The sequence below is a fragment of the Acinetobacter higginsii genome, from assembly GCF_000369525.1.
Lineage (GTDB): Bacteria > Pseudomonadota > Gammaproteobacteria > Pseudomonadales > Moraxellaceae > Acinetobacter > Acinetobacter higginsii.
Map to the genome: position 1 here is coordinate 644,999 of NZ_KB850072.1, position 20,209 is coordinate 665,207.

Genomic DNA, 20,209 nt, shown 5'->3' on the forward strand with positions numbered 1-20,209 from the left:
GAGTAATCTCATGATTACAGGGATTGAGATTTTAAAGTTTGGCGTTGAAGACAGAGCTGCTTCGAATAAATTTTTGGCAGATTTCGGTCTCAAGCAAAGTCAGTCAGATATTGAAGGGACAGATCTTTACCAGACACAAAATGGCAGCAAGATTTACTTATTTGATTGTGATGATCATCGTTTACCTAAAGCAATCGAGTCAGGTTCAACTTTACGTGAAGTGACTTGGGGGCTAGATGATGCGGCACAGGATTTGGCAAATTTAGCACTTCGTCTGAATGATGTGGAGGGTTATCAAGCCAGTACGGATATGGTGCAATGCATAGATCCAAATGGTATGACCATCCGTTTTCAAAAGAGTTTTACCCAAGAGCTGCCTGCATTAAAAACAGAAGGCATTAACCAGTACGGCAATGTACAACGTGTCAATGCAGCAAGTCCTGTATATGACAAAGGACAACCTGTTGCGATTGGACATGTGGTTTTTTTCACGCCTGATTTAGCAAAGACGGAACAGTTCTATATTGAAAAGCTTGGTTTCTTCTTATCAGATGCTTATCGCAATCGTGGTGCATTCTTACGCTGTCGCGGTAAAGGTTTCCACCACGACCTGTTCTTGCTTTCAGTACCAAATAAACCTGCTGGACTCAATCACGTTGCATTCGTCGTTCGTGATATCCATGAGGTGATTGGTGGTGGATTGCACATGAACCGTTCTGACTGGTCGACTTTCATTGGCCCAGGACGTCATCCGATTTCTTCAGCTTACTTCTGGTATGTCAATTCACCGCTTGGTGGCGCATTTGAGTATTACACCAACGATGACTACCTGACTGAAGAATGGCAACCACGTATCGAAGAACATCGTCTGGAACTCTTTACAGAATGGGCGATTGAAGGCGGTCTGGATGATCATACCCGTCGTCAGGTTAAACCTGCATAAGTACAGATCAGGCAGGGAGAACAAGCTATGGAAAGAATCGTAATTGTGGGTGCAGGACAAGCAGCAGGTTGGGCAGTCAGTACTTTGCGCCAGAATGGATATTCAGGTGAAATTCATGTGGTCTCAAATGAAGACCGTGTGTTTTACGAACGCCCACCATTGTCAAAACAGGTACTTTCAAAAGAAGCCACTTATGAAAGCTTGCATCTGTTTTCTCCAGAGCAGGTGCAGGATTTTAATATCCAATGGCACAAGCCTGCAGTTGCTACTCAGGTAGATCGCCAACAGAAGCAGGTGGTTCTGGAAAGCGGTCAGGTTTTACCGTATGACAAATTATTGATCGCCACAGGTAGCCGTGCCCGTGTGCCTGTGAACACATGGCAGTTTATTCCCAATGTGGTGACTTTACGTAATGTTCAGGATTGTGAGCGTTTAGCCGAAATCTTGCAGCATTCGCAAAAGTTAGCCGTGATTGGTGGTGGCTGGATCGGTTTGGAAATTGCGGCGACCGCACGTAAACAGGGTAAAGAAGTTCATATTTTTGAATACGGTGATCGTCTTTGCGCACGTAGTGTCAGCCCTGATGTCTCTGCTTTTCTGAAAAGTATGCATGAGCAACAGGGTACTCAGATTCATTTAGACAGTAAAAATCTGCATTTGATTGAAGCGGGTCAGCAAAAAGTTGAAGTGGTCAATCATCCCAATGTGAGTGAGTTATTTGACTGTGTGGTTGTGGGTGCAGGTGCAGATATTGCCAAAGAGCTTGGCGTGAATGCAGGCTTGGATGTGAAAGATGGCATTGTGGTGAATGGTTTTGGGCAGACTTCTGATCAGGATATTTATGCCGCAGGTGATGTTGCAATTCATCCCGGGCTTGGGTATTGCATTCAGTCCTGGGCTAATGCACAGAATCAGGCCATTGCCGCTGCAAAATCAATGCTGGGTATTGAAACCGAATATAGCGATATCCCGTGGTTATGGTCAGATCAGTATCACTTCAATATTCAGATTTTAGGTACTTATCAACCTGAAAAAACAGGGCAGATTGTGGTTCGAAAAAGCGCAGATGATCAATGCAGTTATTTGTATTTAGATGATCAAAACCGTTTGTTGAACATGATCGCCATCAATGATTCAAAACTGGTCAAACTGGCAAAGCGCTGGATGCAGTCGAATACCGAGTTAGACCCAAAATTATTAGCAGACCCTGAATTTAATGTCATGAAATTAAAACCATAAACATTAGATCCGGTTCATGACTCAATCGAAGGAATGAAGTATGAGTAATGAAGAGAAAAGTGGATTAAAGCATTGGGTTCCTGCTTTCGTCCTGATGGTATGTGTCGTTCTGGCATTCTTCGACAAAATTAGTATCGCAGTGTTATTTGCTGACCCGCACTTCCAAGGTGCGATGGGTATTGCAGAAGACAAGGCAAAACTCGGATGGCTCATGACCAGCTTCTTGTTGGCTTATGGTTTTTCATCGGTGTTTTTAAGCTTTTTAGGCGATATTTTTAACCCGAAGAAAATGCTGTTCTGGAGCGTCGCATCATGGGGCTTGCTCATGTTTTGTATGGGTTTTACCACCAACTATACAGGCATGTTGATCCTGCGCGTTTTGCTCGGTTTGGCTGAGGGGCCATTGTTTGCACTGGCTTATGCCATCGTAAAACAAACTTATACCGACCGTCAGCAAGCACGTGCTTCGACCATGTTTTTATTAGGAACCCCGATAGGCGCATTTCTGGGTTTTCCAATTACCGCTGCAGTATTGGCAAAGCATGATTGGCATACCACATTCTTTGTGATGGCGGGTTTAACGGTCATTGCATTACTTGCGATTGCATTTGGTTTACGTCATTTACAGCTCAAGAAAACCATTGAATTGGAATCGACCAGCAAACGCGTCAATTTCAAAGGACACATTCATAACACCAAGGTACTACTACAGAACCGCGCATTTTGGTTGGTGTGTATTTTCAATATTGCATTGATGACCTATCTATGGGGTTTAAACAGCTGGGTGCCTTCTTATCTGATTCAGGACAAGGGCTTTAACCTGAAAGAATTTGGTGTTTATTCCAGCTTGCCATTCATTGCCATGCTGATTGGTGAGGTGATCGGTGCTTTCCTTTCGGACAAGTTAGGCCGCCGTGCTATTCAGGTCTTCAGTGGCCTGTTGGTGGCAGGCATCTTTATGTATGTCATGGTCATTATGACTGACCCGATTCTCGTGATCGCTGCTATGTCTTTAAGCGCAATGGCTTGGGGCTTTGGTGTCGCAGCAGTATTCGCTTTACTTGCCCGTGTCACAACTGCCGATGTTGGTGCAACTGCGGGTGGAATTTTCAACGGGATGGGGAATTTTGCCAGTGCAATTGCACCTGTTCTGATCGGTTATATCGTGATGCAAACACATAGTTTTAATTTAGGAATTACCTTCTTGGCAGCCGTCGCTGTGATTGGATCGTTTTTCTTAGTTCCTTTATTGAAACGTTATTAATCAAACTATTGAACAAAAGCCTAGGAGTTAAAACATGACTACTCAACAATTCGAATCATGGACACAACCTGAAGGTACAAATTTACAAGACTGGTTGAATACACGTATCGCACGCTTTGAAACACGTAAATATGATTTTGATGCATTGAAGTTCCAAGCAGACTATGACCCTAAATATCGTCGTGCACAAATGCGTTATATGGGTACTGGTGCAACAGGTGTGGTTAATGATGGCAACACGGTTCCAGCGGAAAACTTTACCTTCTCTACCATGGTTTTACCTGCGCAATGTGAAGGACCTTTGCATATTCATCACGATGTTGAAGAAGTATTTTTCATGTTGCGTGGCGAAATTGACCTGTTCATTGAACATAACGGGGAAAAATTTGAGACCCGATTGAAAGAGCGTGACCTGATTTCAATTCCACCGGGTATTTATCGTGGTTTGTTCAATCCGGGTCAGGAAGATGCCTTGATGTGTGTGATGTTGGGTGCGGGTAAACCAACCATTCCGAACTATCCACCTGAGCATCCATTGTCTCAAATCAAACGTTAATCCGATTGATCTTATAAATGTTGAAGGAATGACATGATGACACTGATTGAGCGTTTAGCGAAATACCCAGTCAAAACTATTGCCGTAAATGGTCAGGTGCAAGCCTATCGTGAGGCAGGTCAAGGTCAGCCGCTGATTTTATTGCATGGGATTAGCTCGGGTTCAGCCTCTTGGGTCAATCAACTAGAGACACTCAGTCAGCATTTTCATGTCATCGCTTGGGATGCACCGGGCTATGGTTTATCCGATGGTTTAAACACAGATCAACCCAATGCAGCCGATTATGCAGAACGGGTATTGGCTTTGATGGATACGTTGAACATTGCAAAAGCCGTTGTAATTGGTCATTCATTGGGTGCCTTACAGGCCAGTGCGTTTGCCTATCTTTATCCTGAACGGGTACTGACTTTAGTGCTTGCCAACGCAGCACAAGGTTATCAACGTTCCGATGAAGATACCAAAGCACAGGTCTATCAAAAACGCCCGAATATGTTGAAAAGCTTGGGCAATGCAGGCATGGCAGCCAGCCGTGGACCGCATTTAATTTATAAACAAGACCTTCAGGCAATGGCTTTGGTCAATGAAGTGATGGGGCAACTGACATTAGACGGTTTTACTCGAGCATCTTATTTGCTGGCGTATGACGAAATTCGGAATTATTTAACAGAACTTACTGTTCCTTGTGTGGTGATTGCGGGTGACAAGGATGGAATTACGCCTGCGCAAGCGATCAAGGAACTTGCTGTAGAAATGCAATTGAGCCGATGTCATCTCATTACAGATGCAGGTCATCTGAGTTATGTCGATCAACCTGAACAGTTTAACGACATTGTTTTATCGGCACATTAAGACTTAAACGAGAGATATGGATATGAGCTTCCAAGTTGAAGGAAAAGTAGCAGTTGTCACAGGTGGCTCGTCAGGCATTGGTTTGGCTGCAGTCGAAATTTTAGTTGCAGAAGGTGCCAAGGTGGCGTGGTGCGGTCGAGATGAGCAGCGTTTGGCGGCATCAAAACTATATATTTTAGAAAAATATCCGCATGCCAATATCTTCACCAGTATCTGCAATGTCTTGGATAAAGAAGATGTAAAACGTTTTGCCCAACAGGTAAACCAAAATCTGGGTAATGTCGACATGCTGATCAATAACGCAGGTCAGGGGCGTGTGTCTAATTTTGAAAATACCCAAGACGAAGACTGGATGAAAGAAATTGAACTGAAGTATTTCAGTGTATTACATCCAGTACGTGCATTTTTAAATGATTTAAAACATTCGGCATGCGGGTCGATTACCAATGTGAATTCTTTGCTGGCACTGCAACCTGAACCGCACATGATTGCGACTTCATCTGCCCGTGCAGCATTGCTAAATCTAACCCATTCATTGGCACATGAATTTACCCAGTACGGTGTTCGTGTCAATTCAATTCTTTTGGGCATGGTGGAATCAGCACAGTGGAAACGCCGTTTTGAAACCCGTTCTGATCCAAATGCAACATGGGAACAGTGGACAGGCAATATTGCCAAAAACCGTGGCATTCCAATGCAACGTTTAGGCAAGCCAGAAGAGCCAGCGCGTGCCTTGGTGTTTTTAGCATCGCCTTTGGCATCCTATACCACAGGTTCGACACTGGATGTCTCTGGTGGATTTAACAAACATTTATAAGGTGTTCACATGAAACAGTTGATGATGATTGGTTTTGGAGCGATGGCGGCAGAAGTGTATGCCCACATGCCTCAAGACCTGCAACTTAAATGGATTGTGGTCCCTGCACGCAGTGTAGAAAAAGTACAGGCACAGGTTGCAGCTGATGTACAGGTTATTTCTTCAATTGATGAATGTCAGGGGACGCCTGACTACGTGATTGAAGTGGCAGGACAGGCTGCGGTGAAAGAACATGCACAAAAAGTTTTGGAAAAAGGTTGGACCATTGGCCTGATTTCAGTAGGCACTTTGGCGGATAACGAATTTTTAATTCAACTGAAAAAAACGGCAGAACAAAATGATGCGCATCTGCATTTATTAGCGGGTGCAATTGCAGGGATTGATGGGATCTCTGCGGCCAAAGAAGGCGGTCTGGAAAAGGTCACTTACAAGGGCTGTAAGAGTCCGAAAAGCTGGCGTGGCAGCTATGCAGAACAACTGGTCGACCTCGATCAGGTTAGCGAAGCAACGGTTTTCTTCCGTGGCACAGCCAGAGAAGCAGCCTTGAAGTTTCCAGCCAATGCCAATGTGGCAGCCACGATTGCCCTGGCTGGACTGGGTATGGATGACACGATGGTTGAGCTGACGGTTGATCCGAGTATCAACAAAAACAAGCACACCATTGTGGCAGAAGGTGTATTCGGTGAAATGACAATTGAACTGGTCGGTGTGCCATTGGCGAGTAATCCAAAAACCTCAACCTTGGCTGCATTAAGTGTGATTCGCGCTTGCCGCAATAGTGTTGAAGCAATTCAGATTTAAAAGGATTTGATCATGGTAAAGGAAATTTATATCGCTGGTGAATGGCGATTAGGTAAAGGCGCTACGATTCAAAGTTTATTTCCAGCAGATCAATCGGTGAATGCTGAAATTTCAACGGCGAGTCTGGAAGATGTCAATGAAGCCATCGAAAAGGCAGATGCGGCTTGGCGTAAAGCTGAGTGGCGCAACAGCATGCCGCATGAACGTGCCCGTATTTTATATAAAGTGGCAGACATTATTGAAGCGCGTGTAGATGAGCTTTCAAAGTTGCAAACTCGTGATAATGGCAAGCCATTGGCTGAAACCCGTGCCTTGACCCTGAGTGCGGCAGCAACAGCACGTTATGTAGCAGCAGCCTGCGAAACCTTGAATGATGAGCTGACCACGCAACGTGCCGCAGATTTCATGACCATGAGCGTGCATGAACCAGTGGGCGTGGTCGCTGCAATTACCCCGTGGAACTCACCGATTGCCAGTGAAGTACAGAAATTGGCACCTGCACTTGCGGGCGGTAATGCAGTGATTCTAAAACCTGCGGAAGTGACTTCTTTGATTGCATTGGAACTCGCTAAAATCTTTGAAGAAGCGGGTTTACCGAAAGGTTTACTCAGTGTATTGGTCGGACGAGGTTCGGTGATTGGTGATGCAATCGTAAAGCATCCTTTGGTGCGTAAGATTTCATTTACGGGTGGAACCACTACGGGTCGTCATTTGGCACATTTAGCAGCCGATAAATTGATCACGACCTCTTTGGAGCTTGGTGGAAAATCACCAACGATTGTATTGCCAGATGCAGATATTGAACTGGCAGCCAAAGGTGTGGCTTACGGTATTTTCAGTTCGGCTGGACAAGCCTGTATTGCAGGTTCGCGTCTGTTTGTACACAGCAGTATCTATGATCAATTCCTCAGTCGTCTGGTTGAAATTACCAAAGGCTTGCGTGTTGGACACCCTGAAACAGCAGGCATACATCTCGGGTCTTTGATTAACCCGAAGCATTTGGCTTCTGTCGATGACTATGTACAGCTCGCGAAACAAGAAGGTGGGCAAGTCCTTGCGGGTGGTCATGCCTTGACCGAAGGTGAGTTTGCTAAAGGTAGCTATTACTTACCCACCATTATCACTGGCTTAAGCAATTCAGCACAAACCTGTCAGGAAGAGATTTTTGGCCCTGTACTGGTGGTGATGAAATATGACGATGAACAAGATTTGCTTGCACAAGCCAATGACAGTTGTTTTGGACTTGCTGCAGGCATCTGGACGGAAAACTATCGTAAGGCATGGCAAATTGCGCGTGCTTTAGAAGTGGGTACGGTCTGGATCAATACCTATAAGAAATTCTCGATTTCTGCGCCATTTGGCGGCTTTAAAGAAAGTGGCATTGGGCGTGAAAAAGGTCGTTTAGGCATTTTGTCTTATATGCAACAAAAAAGTATCTATATGGGATTAAGCGAGCAGCCAAATCCTTGGGCGAATTAATACATTCATGGAATGAACCGTTTTTGAGGAATATACAAATGACAGAACGTGTAAATGTCGGCGAAGCCATCGCCCGTGTTTTAGAAGCACACCAAGTAGACAGTATTTATGGCGTGATCTCGATCCATAACTTACCGATTGCTGATGCAGTGGGTCGTCGTGAAAAAATCCGTTTTGTGGCGGCACGCGGTGAAGCAGGTGCGGTCACGATGGCAGATGGTCACTCTCGTTTTAAAGGACTCGGTGTGGCGCTCACCAGTACGGGCGCGGGTGCAGGTAATGCAGTCGGTTCACTGATTGAAGCGATGAATGCAGGCAGTCCTGTTTTACACTTAACTGGGCAAGTCGAACGTGAATATTTGGATCGTGACGCCAGTTTTATTCATGAAACCAAAGATCAGCTGACTTTCTTACGTGCATCAAGCAAAGCTGCTTTCCGTATTACTAGTCCTGACAATGCGGTGGGTGTGATTCGTGAAGCGATTCGTGTAGCTACGACGGTACCGATGGGGCCAGTGAGTGTTGAGTTACCGATTGATGTACAAGCAGCAGAAATCGATTTGCCGCTGAACTTGGGCCCAGTAAAAGCCCTTGAATTACCACAGGCTGAACAGGTCGAAGTCGATTTAATCGTTGAAGAACTGAAAAAAGCCAAACGTCCAGTGTTTTGGATCGGTGGCGGTACGTTGAATAGCGTTGCGGAAGTCAAAGCCATCGCTGATCTTGGTATTCCTGTGGTGTCATCAACACATGCGCGCGGTGTATTGGCGGATGATCATCCGCGTAGCCTAGGTGCATTCCATAACTCGGCTGGTGTTGAGCAATTGCTTAAAGACGCTGATCTATTGGTAGTGGTGGGTTCTCGTTTACGTAGTAATGAAACCAAAACCTATTCAGTGCAATTCCCTGACAATATTATCCAGATTGATGCCAATCCTGTGGCACAACAGCGTAATTACAAAGTGCGTAACTTCATCTGTGGTGACGCTAAAGATGTATTGCAACGTGTATTGACTAGCTTGCAAGGTATTTCAAAAGTCGATGCGGATTATGATGCCGCGATGGTGAAGGCAAAACAGGCGGCAATCGATGCGCTACGTACGCAGTTAGATCAGTACGCTTTAATCTGTGATCACTTACGTGCTGCTTTACCACAAGACGGTATTTTCGTACGCGACATTACCATGTCAGGCAGCACTTGGGGCAGCCGTTTATTCCCAGTACAAGCACCAAACCAGAATATTCACTCTTTAGCAGGTGCAATTGGTTTGGGGCTGGCGACTGCGATTGGTGCTTCCATTGCCAACCCTGATAAAAAAGTCATTGGCTTGGTCGGTGATGGTGGTTTGATGTTAGGCATCGGCGAAATCGCAACCATGGCGCAAGAAAATACCAATATGGTGTTGATGATCATGAATGATGGTGGTTATGGCGTGATGCGTGGTATCCAAAAGAATTACTTCGGTGGTCGCCAGTATTTCAATGAATTGCATACCCCAGACTATAAAGTTTTAGGCGAAGCAATGGGTGTGAAGAGCTGGAAAGTGGGCAGTGCTGATGAATTCAAGACCGTGATTCAGGAAGCTGTTGCATTCCAAGGGCCAAGCGTGATTGAGCTGGATATGCATTCAATTGGGCCATTGAACTTCGCGGGTCCACCACAGAAAAAATTGTACTAATCTCACTGAGCATTGGCAGTCCGTGCTGATGTGAAGACCGTTTTATGGGCAAATTTTTTTGCTCATAAAACGATAAAAACTATGTTTCATAGGTAAAACAAAAAAGCTAGCCAACAGGATCGTTGGAACAAAAACCAAGGAATCAAGAGATGAAAAAGACCTCTATAGCCATGCTATTTGCTGCATTTTATTTGGGTACCACATCCCATGTTTTTGCACAAAGCTCAGCCCTAGAATGGAAAAGTGAAGATGGAACGGATTCGGTAAAATTGGGTGGCGTGGTGCGACTCAACCAACGTTATGAAAATTGGGAAGGACCCAATGGCGGTTTTGGAAAACTGTATTTTGATATTTTCAGGGTAGATCTAAAAGGCAAATTTGACGACGCTTATTTTAATGCCAGTTATCTGTTTCAGGATCAAGAGAAACGCTCGATTGAGAAAGCTTATGTCGGCTATAACCTTGATCAAAATAACAGTATAGAAGCAGGTTTTGTCTATAAACCTTTTGCAATTTACCCTTATCCGCAGAATGGCTGGACTTACCATATTCCATTCTTCCTCGGCTATGGCAATAACGTTGCACCGGGTTTGAACTGGAATTTTAATAACAAGGATTGGGATATCAAACTGGGCTATTATCCGCAAATGCTGGAGACCAGTCTGCGCTACTCACCTGAAAGTGCCACCTATGATGATTTGGCCGATAATGCGTTTCCAACCCAAAAAGCCTATCAAAATGAAAAGCGCCATCAATTTAACACGCGCATCGTACGTAAATTAGAAACTGATTTTGGTAAGCAAGAATTTGGTGTGTCGGGTGCTATTGCGCAATTGCATAATAAAAGCACTGATAAAAATGGTCAGTATTATGCGGTCGGTCTACACACAGATAATAATTACAAACGCTTTAATTTACAAAGTTCTGTAATTCATTATCAATATGATGCTAAAAACCCAGAAGGCGTCAGTAATGATGTGACCTTGATGGGCAATAATGGATTTACGCCTGCATATTTCATTGCTTCGGAAGCCACCGTTGCCAGTTTAAACCTTGCTTATACCTTGCCTGTACAGGACATGGGTAAACTCAAAGCCATCCGTTTCTATAATGACTATAGCTATATGGACAAGAAACGTGATGACTGGTCGGCTTCACAAATGAATACCACAGGGATGATGTTTATTGCTTCCCCATTTATGGTGTGGGCTGATTATACCTGGGGTAAAAACTCCAATATTATTGGTGGGGCTTCCAATGCCACAGGTTATACCTCAACGGTTTCACCGTATAGCGACCAGTGGTTATACCGCATCAATTTAAATATTGGATTTAGTTTCTAAATTTCCAATTGGTACTTTTTTAGAAGGAGTGAATTATGCCCATGATTCACTCTTTTTGCTTTTGAGAAGTTTTTAACTGAGATGGCTTTTTCGATATTCAGATGGTGTCAGGTGTTCCCATTGTTTAAAGGCACGGCTAAAAGCACTTTGTTCGGCATAACCCAGCAATAATGCGATTTCTGTGAGTGAGAGTGCTGACTTGGTCAGGTAGGTTTTTGCCAGTTCTAAGCGAATGCTTTTGACCAGATCACTGTACTGTAAATTATAGCCACTGAGTTTACGATAAAAGCTTCTTAGCGACAGGTTCATCTGTTTGGCAATATTCTCCGCCGAAGGTTCGCCAATTTTAAGCATATTTACAATCAGCAACTGCAAGTCCTTCAAGAAAGTATCTGGATTGGGAATACTTTTGAGCAGGGCTTCTGCTTGTTGGTTTAGCAGTTTTTTTAAATGTGGATCGCGACTTGGAATCGGCAGATGCAGAATTTCAAGCGGCAACCATAGTCTTAATACATCTGAATCGAAACTGACAGGACAGCCATATACTTCGGCATAAGGGGTGATATCAATAGGTGCAGTGGCAGAAAATTCGATTTTTAAGGGGCAAATTTCTGGTTGTTGCAGGATCTTACGGATGGTACTCAACACACCTGAAAGAAGAACCTCATTGGAGAGTTGCGAGTTCTTATGCACCACCGGTGTCCAGCACATACAAAAGCGATCTTCCTTTTGTACAATGGAGAATGAGGCTGAGTTTTGCAACAGAGGCTGGAAGTTTCTGAAACAATTCAGAAAGCCAATTAGATTCGGACTAGAAAGCGCCAAGTAACCTAAAATATGAATATGATGCGGTTCGGCCAACTCACCAATAAAATGTCCCAGTACTGGGGTGGGGTGTTGTTGATAAATCTGTTCGAGTAAATTCCACCATTTATGCAATGGCATTCGGGCCTGATGTGCATACTGTTTACTGAGCTCATCTAACTGCAAATTTGAAATATTGTTTTGTTGTAGATACTTTGCAATGAGTTCTAACAGAACCGATGGAATACTTGGAATTTCAGTCATAGTTACACTGCTCGTCTCGAAGTCACATCCTTTAACTCTATCCCGATCAATCAGCCCAATTATTTTCACTGATTGAGGTATTTATCTTAGCGGATTCAAATCCAAGCCTATTTATCTTCAAAGGACAGAATAGCGGTATGAAGTACCCAAACTGTTGAATGAATCATCAGTTAAATCTTATTTGTTATGATCCTTTATTCATTTGACTTTGATTATTTTAATCTGGCATTGACGGTCAAGTCTTTATTGCACAATCAAACTATTTTCCACAGATAGCTCTGTTCATAAATTTGTTGATTTATGAATGGGTTGAACTGACAAGATTTTTATATTTGGGAGTGGAAAATGTCAGATTTAAAGCAGGATGTGGTCGTAAATAATCATCAGTTTGATGTGGTGATAATCGGGGCCGGTTTTTCTGGAATTGCTGCTGGAATTAAGCTGAAACAGCAAAATATCAATAACTTTATTATTGTCGAAAAATCAAATGAAGTAGGTGGGGTCTGGCGAGAAAATACCTATCCAGGTTGTGAGTGTGATGTACCATCTTCAATTTATTCCTATTCATTCGCACCGAATCCAAACTGGAGTCATATTTTCGCGAAACAAAAAGAGATCCAGCAATATATTCAGGACGTCACTAACCGCTTTAAGATGGATCAGCATATTCTGTTTGATACCGAATTGCAGCAAGCCTCATGGTCGCATGAGCAACAGTGTTGGCAAATTGAGACCAATCAAGGCATTTATCAGGCACGCTTTGTATTTTTTGCGGTGGGTCCGTTGAGTGAACCGACAATGCCGATGGTGAAAGGTTTAAATCGTTTTAAAGGTGAGGTCTTCCATTCTGCACAATGGAATCACGCGGTTGATTTAAGCCATAAACGCGTCGCCGTGATTGGAACAGGCGCCTCGGCGATACAGATTATTCCTGCAATTCAACCGATTGTTGATCAGCTTTATGTATTTCAACGCACCGCGCCATGGGTGATTCCGAAACCGAATCTGGTGCTACATGATGCATCTAAAAATGTTCAGCAAAAAGTACCTTTTACCATGCACTCTCTACGTAAATTGACCAGTGTTTCCATGGATATGTTTAGTTCAAGTGTCAATCAACCGCAAACCTTGGAGGTCTTAGGCAAGGGTTTGATTCACTGGATGCATTATCAGATTCAGGACCCCGTTTTACACGAGAAAGTCAGACCCAAATTTACATTGGGCTGCAAGCGGATTTTATTTTCAAATACTTATTATCCTGCATTGGCAGCCAAAAATGTGGAACTGATTGATCAAGGCGTGAAGGAAGTTACTGCAAAAGGTATCCTTGTCGATGGTCAAGAAATTCCCTTGGATATTATTGTTTGGAGTACAGGTTTCGAGGTGGCGAAACCACCGATTGCCAAACGGATTATGACCAAAACGGGTGTGTTGCTAGATGATGTCTGGCAAATCAATACAGTACAGGCCTATAAAGGCTGTGTGGTGAAAGACCTGCCCAATGCCTTTATGTTGCTCGGCCCCAATAGTATTAGCTATAACTCCTTAATCAGCGCCGTTGAAAACCAGATTGATTATGCAGTGAAAGCGATACGTTTTGTATTGGACCATCATTTAAGCAGCTTTGAAATTTCTACTTTTGCCGATACTCAATATAATCAAAAGTTGCAAAATAAGTTGAATGCTTCGGTGTTTAAGCAAGGCGGATGTGCAAGTTATTATTTGGATGCGCAGCAAGTGAATGTGGTGAATTATCCATGGACCATGCAATATATGAAAAACGATATGGCGGAATTCGATAGCTATAGTTATAGCTTCCACCGTTAAAAGCAAAGGAGCCTTATTTGTATAAGGCTTTTTAATATCTACCTTTAATGAAACACAAAAAAAGGCACATCATGTGCCTAAAAGAGGAAAGGAGTATTGAGTAGCTTAGCAAACCCGAAGTTGGGTTAAGGCTTTAACCGCGGGGGAGTTATCGATGACCTGCAATGCTTTAAAGGTATCGCCTTCATAAAATGGATGATAGCCTGGTTTCAGCCAATGTCTTAAGCTAAAGATCATCGAGAAAAAGCTCGGCACCTGTTTGCTGCGGGCATTTTCGATTGCGGTCTGAGCTAAAGAACGAAGCAGGCCATAGTTCTGATAGCGTTTGGCTTGAGCATCTTGTTGGGCCAGTTTCTTAAAGCATTGATAGATGGCAAAGGTAAATCCTGGCGCAACCGCCAACATAATCATTTGGCGTTGTAAGTAGGCAAAGGTTTTATTTTCCTCGCCGCATAAATGCATATACAGATCAAAAGCCACACTTCGATGCTCAACTTCTTCTGCCAAATGCCATGTCATTAAATCAGACATCATTTCATCAGCAGTTTTATTTTGCCATGGTTGGTCATCGAGGCACCAGGTGCCTAACATGGTGGTAAAATGTTCAACCGCTGCGGCGATACCCACGCGGATGGTTAACCAACGATAAGCCAGATTTTGTGGTAATGCCAAGCCTAAAGGGGCTGTATTCAGTTGCTTTGATATGGTATCTAAGCTAGCAATAAAGTCATCAATCTCATAGCCATAATGTCTTAAATAGTCTTGTGCGACTTTGTGGGCAGAGGCATGATGGGCTTCTTGGTGGACAAATCCTTTTACATCGGCGCGCAGCTTTTCGTCCGTGACATAAGGCAGTGCTTCATTAAAAGAGCGACACATCCAGAGTTCACCCACAGGTAAAATCAAATGCACGGCATTGATTAAATGGGTTGCAAAGGGGTTGTCATAAATCCAGTGTTCAGGCGTTTGGCTAAAATCAAATCGCACACGGCGTTGCTCAAGATAATGATTTTCCAGTCGTTGTTTAGGATGCATTTGCTTCTCCTCCATTTACGGCATTGATAAAATACTGGCTCAGTTGCTCGGCATTTTGGACCGGAATCCAATGCGTGGCATCCAGATAAATCTCTTGATATACGCCAGTAAAAAACTGTTTGTTGAGCTGGGCACTTTTCTTGCCAATCGCAATATCCTGATTTCCCCAGATAAACAGGGTGGGTACTTTTACTTTTTTAAAGGTCGAGCGAATTGGAGCCAATGGCATACTGCGATACCAGTTAATGGCGGTGCCGATACGGTTTTCTTGAATGAAATGTTGTTGGAAGTCCTTGATTTGTTCAGCATTCATGCCTGAGTTTTTTAGCAATATATGGCTGAGGGATTTAGCTCTTTTAAAAAGCAGTTCAGGAATAAAGGGCAGCTGGAAAAAACCAATATAGTACGAGGTGAAAATTTGCGTACTGCTGAACATGGATTTTAAAAATGCACCTGTATGAGGAACCGAGACCAACGTGAGATGCTTGACTAGATTGGGGTATTGCTGGGCCAATTCAGAGGCCACAATGGAGCCCCAATCATGACCAATCACATACACGGGCTGTCCAAGCAGATCAATCAAGCTTTTTACATCTGCAACTAACTCTGTAATTGCATACTGAAATCGACCTTGGGGAGATGCTGCTAAGCTGTAGCCACGTTGTTCAATGGCAAAAGTTCGAAAGTTCTGCTGATTGAGAATCGCACTGGTGGATTGCCAACTGTGTGCGGTTTCAGGAAAACCATGCAAAAGAATAACCGGCTTTCCATCGATTGGACCCGAATCAATCACATTAAAAATCAGGTTATTACGACAATATTGGCGATATCGTTTCTCTGTCTGTTTTGCCATGCTGAGCTACTTATCAAAGATGTTGATTTCAATCGATAGTAATCAGCGCTGTAGGTACAGTCTTGACAGTAGAGCATGGAATTTAACTTCTTGTGCCATGCCATATATTTTTGGCACATGCAGCATATGACTTGGCACTTAAAGACGCTTAATTCGAGGGTTAAAGGGAGTATTGCCGTTCAATCATTCGGCTTTACTTTGTTCAAAACGATGTTGCAGCACCGTGGTCATCTGCTGCAATAGATTGGCGACCAGTCCTTCTTTATCCCAAGCATAGATGGAAACGGTCATGGCTTGCGCCTTACCCAAGGGTAGATATTCCCGTACCCGATGACCTGTGGTGGTGGCGACTGGCAAAAGTGATAAACCGAGACCTGTTTCAACCCCGACCAATACACTGGCCAAACTGTTGCTGGTAAAGGCGATATAGCCATGTTGGCGGTTACGTTCAATCGCTTCAAACATCTCATCTCGATAGAGTCCACCTTGTGGGAAAGTCACCAATGGCAGGGGATCAGACCATTCTCCACCATGATCGATACTTTCAAACCAGGCCATTTCCTCGGGGAAGCTGGCATGATGATCTGAACTGGCCGCTGTTTCTTTGACGATCACAATCTCAAGTTGCCCATTGCGGTAACGTTCCATGAGATCACGGCTTAATCCTGCTGTCACATCCAGTCTGACGGTACGATTTTCCTTACTAAATGCACTCAACGCCAAAGCCATATCAGTATTCATTATATCTTCTGGCAAGCCGATTCGAATCGGAATGGTACCTGCTGGATCACCTAGAATATTTTCAGCCTCTTGTTGTAAGGCTAGAATCCGCCGTGCATAACTAATTAAATATTCACCTGAGCTTGTGAGTTGTAAGGGCCGTGCATTTCGATCAATCAATTGTTTGCCCACGGACTCTTCCAATCTAGCCAATTGTTGACTGACCGTGGATTGAGTCATATGCAAGCGTTCAGCAGCTAAGGTAAAGCTACCAGCTTCGAAAATAGTAACGAAGGCTCGGAGTAAGCGTGGATCAAACATAGACAGCAACCTTTGCACACACAGGGGTAAGCGATTTGAATGATTTAACTATTCATAATCTTAATACATTTGATTAATTAATTTAATTTTTAAATATCAATAAATCTGATTATCCTAGGCGCAATTGTGTTCATTTAATCCACTTGTCTAGGTGAATCCTTGGAGCTTGTATATGCACAAATCATTAATGTCAGCAGTATTTACACTAGCGGTGACGGCATGTAGTCATGCAACTTCGGGAGATCCTATGCAAGAAGATGCCTTACATACTGCTGCTGCGCGCAATGATGTGGCTCATATTCAACAATTACTCGCTAAAAATATTCAGATTGATGCACGTGATGCTTCAGGCTCAACCGCTTTAATGATCGCAACTCGTGCAAACAATGTTCATGCAGCGCAATTCCTGATAGATGCTGGGGCGGATGTCAATGCCAAAGATCGAATTCAAGATAGTCCTTATCTTTATGCTGGCGCGCGTGGCTATTTAAAAATATTGAATATGACTTTGAAGCATGGCGCTGATCTAAAAAGTACCAACCGCTATGGTGGTACAGCGTTGATTCCAGCAGCCGAACGGGGGCATGTGGATACTGTACGTACGCTGATTGCAGCGGGTATCGATGTTGATCACATCAATAACCTAGGGTGGACGGCTTTATTGGAAGCGATCATTTTAGGTAATGGCACACAACCGTATCAACAGATTGTCGATTTACTGATTGCATCGGGAGCCAATGTCAATATTGCTGATGGTGATGGCATAACGCCGCTTGAACATGCACATGCTCGTGGCTATACACATATTGAGAAAGCATTATTAGCCGCAGGTGCGAAACCAAAATTTATGGAACATTAAGATGGAACAAGCAACAGATTTTCTACGCCAGGCCATTGAATTGGCCTATCAAAATTGCCAGCAAGGAGGCCGTCCTTTTGCTGCGGTAGTTGTGAAAGATGGAGCCGTTATTGCCACAGGTGTGAATGAGATTTTAAAAAGCAATGACCCGACAGCACATGCCGAGTTACTGGCAATACGTGCTGCAAGCCAACGTTTGGGTACAGCCAATCTTGAAGGCTGTGCCGTATTTGCCAGTGGGCATCCTTGTCCGATGTGTATGGCTGCAATGCGTTTAGCTGGGATTCAGGCGGTGAGCTATGCACATTCGAATGAAGATGGTGAACCGTTTGGGTTATCAACAGCAGCGATTTATGCTGATCTTGCTAAACCCTTTGCAGAGCAGTCGATGAATATTCGCTATATTCCAGTCCGAATAGAAGAAAAACCAGATTTATATGTTTACTGGAAATCCACGACCTAAGCGGTGTGATGGGAAAAGACGAATATGCAAAATAACCGAATATTTTTGGTGACAACGGTTGCCTTGGTTGGATTAAACCTTCGACCATTTATGACCAGTGTTGGGCCGGTTGCCAATCAGATTCGTGCCACTACCGGTTTGAGCCTACAAGGCATTGCGCTATTAACCCTGGTACCGATGTTATTGATGGGACTAATCGCCTTTGTTGGCCCAGTTCTGCAAAACCTGTTTGGTGAGCGTCGTACGATTGTTGGCGCATTGCTGATGATCTGCGTGGGCTGTGGTTTACGCTTTTTTACTGTACATGGTTGGGCTTTAATCTTTACCGCTGCCGTGATTGGCTTTGGCGTTGCCATGATTCAAGCAGCGTTCCCGAGTCTGATTAAAAGAGAGTTCCATGATCATCTGAGTCCGATGATGGGACTTTATTCAGCCACGTTAATGGGTGGTGGAGCGCTTGGGGCATTGCTTGCACCCGTGGTGACAAATAGCAGTGGTGACTGGAAAATCGGGCTGGCTGTTTTTGTATTGCCTGCATTGCTGGCGTTGATCTTTGCAAGGTGTGTGTTGACTCAGACCGCACAGCAGCATAAAAAAATGCCTTCGGTGATGCGGTTGCTCAATCAGCCAAGAACATGGTTGCTGATCTGCTGTTTTGGTTTAATCAATGGCGGCTATAGCTCGATTGTGGCTTGGCTTGCGCCTGCTTTTCAAGCACAAGGTTGGGCCGCAACAGCCAGTGGCAATCTGATGGCTGTACTAACCCTGAGTCAAGCAGGGGCAGCATTGCTGTTACCGTATTTATCCCGAAAACAGCGAGATCGTCGAATTTGGGTGGGATTAACTTTAATCTTGCAACTGATTGGCTTTTCAGGCTTGGCTTTTTTTGCAGATGTTTGGCCTTATCTCTGGGCAATTACCGTAGGAGCGGGTTTAGGCGGATGCTTTGCTTTGTTGATGATCGTGGTACTCGACCATTTGCCTGATCCTGCCCATGCAGGACAGCTTTCAGCCTTGATGCAAGGTGGCGGATTCTTATTGGCTGCCATTGCACCTTGGTGGGTTGCAGTATTGCATGACATGACAGGGACTTATGCTGCAGGATGGATCTGGCATTTATGTATGGTGGTGATTGTTGCAGGATTGATGATTCGACTTAATCCAGCACATTATGAGAAAGTGATGACTTGATTGACTGATCAAAAAGAAGTTCATAGAAATTGAGTAAAATTACTTTTAAGGTCTGTTATGCATGGAGTCCGTAGCTTAAAGTATACTGAAAAGAGGCATCACTAATTTATAATCATGAGAAATCGAAGTCTTATTTGGATTGTAATGCTTTTTTATATGGGGGGCTCAAGCAAAGCTACCGTATAAGGCATGTATGGTGAATTTTATTGATCACAATTAGGAGAGTGTTTGGAAGGACTATCATTTCAAAAAGAAAAAAGAGCCCAAAGGACAGGCCGATATTGTTGAACTGATGATCATGCAAAATCTTGATCAATGTAAGTCATAATTGAATACTTTATTTTTCAAAGCGAGATGTTGATGTTTTGACCTGAGCATGAAGATGATTTATGAAAAAAAATATAGCGATTACTTTGTTAATTCTTTTAGCTCTGATTCAATTCCTCGTCATTTTGTATTTATGGAAATACCTTGAAACGCCCAAAATTCATGTTTTGGAAAGACCTTTAAGCATCGCATCAAGTTTTGATAATTATTCAGACTATACCATCTTGCCTGCAGGTACCGTGTTATATGATGACAGTGATACATTGAATAGAAGAGTGATGGTGTATTTCAATTTACAAGGCGTTGATTTTAAGTTTATTGAACAAGATGCGGATATTCTCAAGCAGCCCAGTGAAGTCGCAGCGATTAGAGTGACTGAATTGGCAGACCTATTAAAATCTGTACCTTTAACCAAGAAAGATATTTACTTCATTATTCAATATGATGAAAGTTTGAGTGAAGCCGAACGTTCGCTGTACTTTAAACAATATCAGATTGATCGCAACAGCTTTGAATAGATCGGAAACGCTGCTAAGTGAACAAACTCAATTCAGTCCATTGTTAGGGCGTCAGTT

Annotated in this window: 19 protein-coding genes; 15 read left to right on the forward strand and 4 right to left on the reverse strand. The window is 43.6% G+C overall.

Features of this window, described 5'->3' with window-relative positions; all coding sequences use genetic code 11:
- Positions 1–10 precede the first annotated feature (10 nt).
- The 10 genes from F902_RS08985 to F902_RS09030 all read left to right on the forward strand — a co-directional run bounded on the left by F902_RS08985 (position 11) and on the right by F902_RS09030 (position 10,970).
- On the forward strand, positions 11–943 hold the full coding sequence (locus F902_RS08985) for a VOC family protein (protein ID WP_005187266.1): 933 nt from the start codon (positions 11–13) through the stop codon (positions 941–943).
- Between the two features lie 27 nt (positions 944–970).
- The gene (locus F902_RS08990; protein ID WP_005202791.1) at positions 971–2,182 is read left to right on the forward strand and encodes an NAD(P)/FAD-dependent oxidoreductase; all 1,212 of its coding nucleotides are present in this window, start codon (positions 971–973) and stop codon (positions 2,180–2,182) included.
- Positions 2,183–2,222: 40 nt separating this feature from the next.
- On the forward strand, positions 2,223–3,446 hold the full coding sequence (locus F902_RS08995) for an MFS transporter (protein WP_005202794.1): 1,224 nt from the start codon (positions 2,223–2,225) through the stop codon (positions 3,444–3,446).
- Positions 3,447–3,480: 34 nt separating this feature from the next.
- The gene (locus F902_RS09000) at positions 3,481–4,002 is read left to right on the forward strand and encodes a cupin domain-containing protein (protein WP_004652930.1); all 522 of its coding nucleotides are present in this window, start codon (positions 3,481–3,483) and stop codon (positions 4,000–4,002) included.
- A 33-nt stretch (positions 4,003–4,035) separates the two neighbouring features.
- Complete coding sequence (locus F902_RS09005) at positions 4,036–4,851, forward strand: alpha/beta fold hydrolase (RefSeq protein ID WP_005202796.1); 816 nt, start codon at positions 4,036–4,038, stop codon at positions 4,849–4,851.
- A gap of 22 nt (positions 4,852–4,873) precedes the next feature.
- Complete coding sequence (locus F902_RS09010) at positions 4,874–5,668, forward strand: SDR family oxidoreductase (protein ID WP_005202798.1); 795 nt, start codon at positions 4,874–4,876, stop codon at positions 5,666–5,668.
- A gap of 9 nt (positions 5,669–5,677) precedes the next feature.
- Positions 5,678–6,469, forward strand: a complete 792-nt coding sequence (locus tag F902_RS09015) for an aspartate dehydrogenase (RefSeq protein WP_005202800.1) — start codon at positions 5,678–5,680, stop codon at positions 6,467–6,469.
- Positions 6,470–6,481: 12 nt separating this feature from the next.
- Positions 6,482–7,948, forward strand: coding sequence for an aldehyde dehydrogenase (locus tag F902_RS09020; RefSeq protein WP_005202801.1), 1,467 nt, complete (start codon positions 6,482–6,484; stop codon positions 7,946–7,948).
- Positions 7,949–7,986: 38 nt separating this feature from the next.
- Complete coding sequence (locus F902_RS09025) at positions 7,987–9,627, forward strand: thiamine pyrophosphate-binding protein (protein ID WP_005202802.1); 1,641 nt, start codon at positions 7,987–7,989, stop codon at positions 9,625–9,627.
- Positions 9,628–9,776: 149 nt separating this feature from the next.
- Positions 9,777–10,970 (forward strand): hypothetical protein, encoded by a 1,194-nt coding sequence (locus tag F902_RS09030; RefSeq protein WP_005202803.1) that lies wholly within the window; start codon positions 9,777–9,779, stop codon positions 10,968–10,970.
- A gap of 72 nt (positions 10,971–11,042) precedes the next feature.
- Here F902_RS09030 and F902_RS09035 read toward each other — a convergent pair whose 3' ends face one another.
- A complete protein-coding gene (locus tag F902_RS09035) occupies positions 11,043–12,038 on the reverse strand; it encodes an AraC family transcriptional regulator (RefSeq protein WP_005202804.1) in 996 nt (331 codons plus the stop codon).
- A 345-nt stretch (positions 12,039–12,383) separates the two neighbouring features.
- On the opposite strand from F902_RS09035, the gene F902_RS09040 reads away from it, so the two are divergent.
- Entirely contained in the window at positions 12,384–13,865 is a 1,482-nt protein-coding gene (locus tag F902_RS09040; RefSeq protein ID WP_005202805.1) for a flavin-containing monooxygenase, read from the forward strand.
- A 105-nt stretch (positions 13,866–13,970) separates the two neighbouring features.
- Here F902_RS09040 and F902_RS09045 read toward each other — a convergent pair whose 3' ends face one another.
- The 3 genes from F902_RS09045 to F902_RS09055 all read right to left on the reverse strand — a co-directional run bounded on the left by F902_RS09045 (position 13,971) and on the right by F902_RS09055 (position 16,794).
- Positions 13,971–14,900, reverse strand: a complete 930-nt coding sequence (locus F902_RS09045; RefSeq protein ID WP_005202808.1) for a metal-dependent hydrolase — start codon at positions 14,898–14,900, stop codon at positions 13,971–13,973.
- Entirely contained in the window at positions 14,890–15,753 is an 864-nt protein-coding gene (locus F902_RS09050) for an alpha/beta fold hydrolase (RefSeq protein ID WP_005202811.1), read from the reverse strand. The genes F902_RS09045 and F902_RS09050 overlap by 11 nt, the downstream gene beginning before the upstream one ends.
- A 183-nt stretch (positions 15,754–15,936) precedes the next feature.
- Positions 15,937–16,794, reverse strand: a complete 858-nt coding sequence (locus tag F902_RS09055) for a LysR family transcriptional regulator (RefSeq protein WP_005202813.1) — start codon at positions 16,792–16,794, stop codon at positions 15,937–15,939.
- A gap of 172 nt (positions 16,795–16,966) precedes the next feature.
- On the opposite strand from F902_RS09055, the gene F902_RS09060 reads away from it, so the two are divergent.
- From F902_RS09060 to F902_RS09075, 4 genes are all read left to right on the forward strand, one after another.
- Entirely contained in the window at positions 16,967–17,653 is a 687-nt protein-coding gene (locus F902_RS09060; protein WP_005202815.1) for an ankyrin repeat domain-containing protein, read from the forward strand.
- 1 nt (position 17,654) lies between these two features.
- Positions 17,655–18,116 (forward strand): nucleoside deaminase, encoded by a 462-nt coding sequence (locus F902_RS09065; protein ID WP_005202817.1) that lies wholly within the window; start codon positions 17,655–17,657, stop codon positions 18,114–18,116.
- Positions 18,117–18,140: 24 nt separating this feature from the next.
- Positions 18,141–19,307, forward strand: coding sequence for a cyanate transporter (locus tag F902_RS09070; RefSeq protein ID WP_005202819.1), 1,167 nt, complete (start codon positions 18,141–18,143; stop codon positions 19,305–19,307).
- 389 nt (positions 19,308–19,696) lie between these two features.
- Positions 19,697–20,152, forward strand: a complete 456-nt coding sequence (locus F902_RS09075; RefSeq protein WP_005202822.1) for a hypothetical protein — start codon at positions 19,697–19,699, stop codon at positions 20,150–20,152.
- Positions 20,153–20,209 lie beyond the last annotated feature (57 nt).

Coding starts and splice junctions, on each gene's coding strand:
- F902_RS08985 (WP_005187266.1), top strand. CDS start 11: ATGATTACAGGGATTGAGATTTTAAAGTTTGGCGTTGAAGACAGAGCT.
- F902_RS08990 (WP_005202791.1), top strand. CDS start 971: ATGGAAAGAATCGTAATTGTGGGTGCAGGACAAGCAGCAGGTTGGGCA.
- F902_RS08995 (WP_005202794.1), top strand. CDS start 2,223: ATGAGTAATGAAGAGAAAAGTGGATTAAAGCATTGGGTTCCTGCTTTC.
- F902_RS09000 (WP_004652930.1), top strand. CDS start 3,481: ATGACTACTCAACAATTCGAATCATGGACACAACCTGAAGGTACAAAT.
- F902_RS09005 (WP_005202796.1), top strand. CDS start 4,036: ATGATGACACTGATTGAGCGTTTAGCGAAATACCCAGTCAAAACTATT.
- F902_RS09010 (WP_005202798.1), top strand. CDS start 4,874: ATGAGCTTCCAAGTTGAAGGAAAAGTAGCAGTTGTCACAGGTGGCTCG.
- F902_RS09015 (WP_005202800.1), top strand. CDS start 5,678: ATGAAACAGTTGATGATGATTGGTTTTGGAGCGATGGCGGCAGAAGTG.
- F902_RS09020 (WP_005202801.1), top strand. CDS start 6,482: ATGGTAAAGGAAATTTATATCGCTGGTGAATGGCGATTAGGTAAAGGC.
- F902_RS09025 (WP_005202802.1), top strand. CDS start 7,987: ATGACAGAACGTGTAAATGTCGGCGAAGCCATCGCCCGTGTTTTAGAA.
- F902_RS09030 (WP_005202803.1), top strand. CDS start 9,777: ATGAAAAAGACCTCTATAGCCATGCTATTTGCTGCATTTTATTTGGGT.
- F902_RS09035 (WP_005202804.1), bottom strand. CDS start 12,038: ATGACTGAAATTCCAAGTATTCCATCGGTTCTGTTAGAACTCATTGCA.
- F902_RS09040 (WP_005202805.1), top strand. CDS start 12,384: ATGTCAGATTTAAAGCAGGATGTGGTCGTAAATAATCATCAGTTTGAT.
- F902_RS09045 (WP_005202808.1), bottom strand. CDS start 14,900: ATGCATCCTAAACAACGACTGGAAAATCATTATCTTGAGCAACGCCGT.
- F902_RS09050 (WP_005202811.1), bottom strand. CDS start 15,753: ATGGCAAAACAGACAGAGAAACGATATCGCCAATATTGTCGTAATAAC.
- F902_RS09055 (WP_005202813.1), bottom strand. CDS start 16,794: ATGTTTGATCCACGCTTACTCCGAGCCTTCGTTACTATTTTCGAAGCT.
- F902_RS09060 (WP_005202815.1), top strand. CDS start 16,967: ATGCACAAATCATTAATGTCAGCAGTATTTACACTAGCGGTGACGGCA.
- F902_RS09065 (WP_005202817.1), top strand. CDS start 17,655: ATGGAACAAGCAACAGATTTTCTACGCCAGGCCATTGAATTGGCCTAT.
- F902_RS09070 (WP_005202819.1), top strand. CDS start 18,141: ATGCAAAATAACCGAATATTTTTGGTGACAACGGTTGCCTTGGTTGGA.
- F902_RS09075 (WP_005202822.1), top strand. CDS start 19,697: ATGAAAAAAAATATAGCGATTACTTTGTTAATTCTTTTAGCTCTGATT.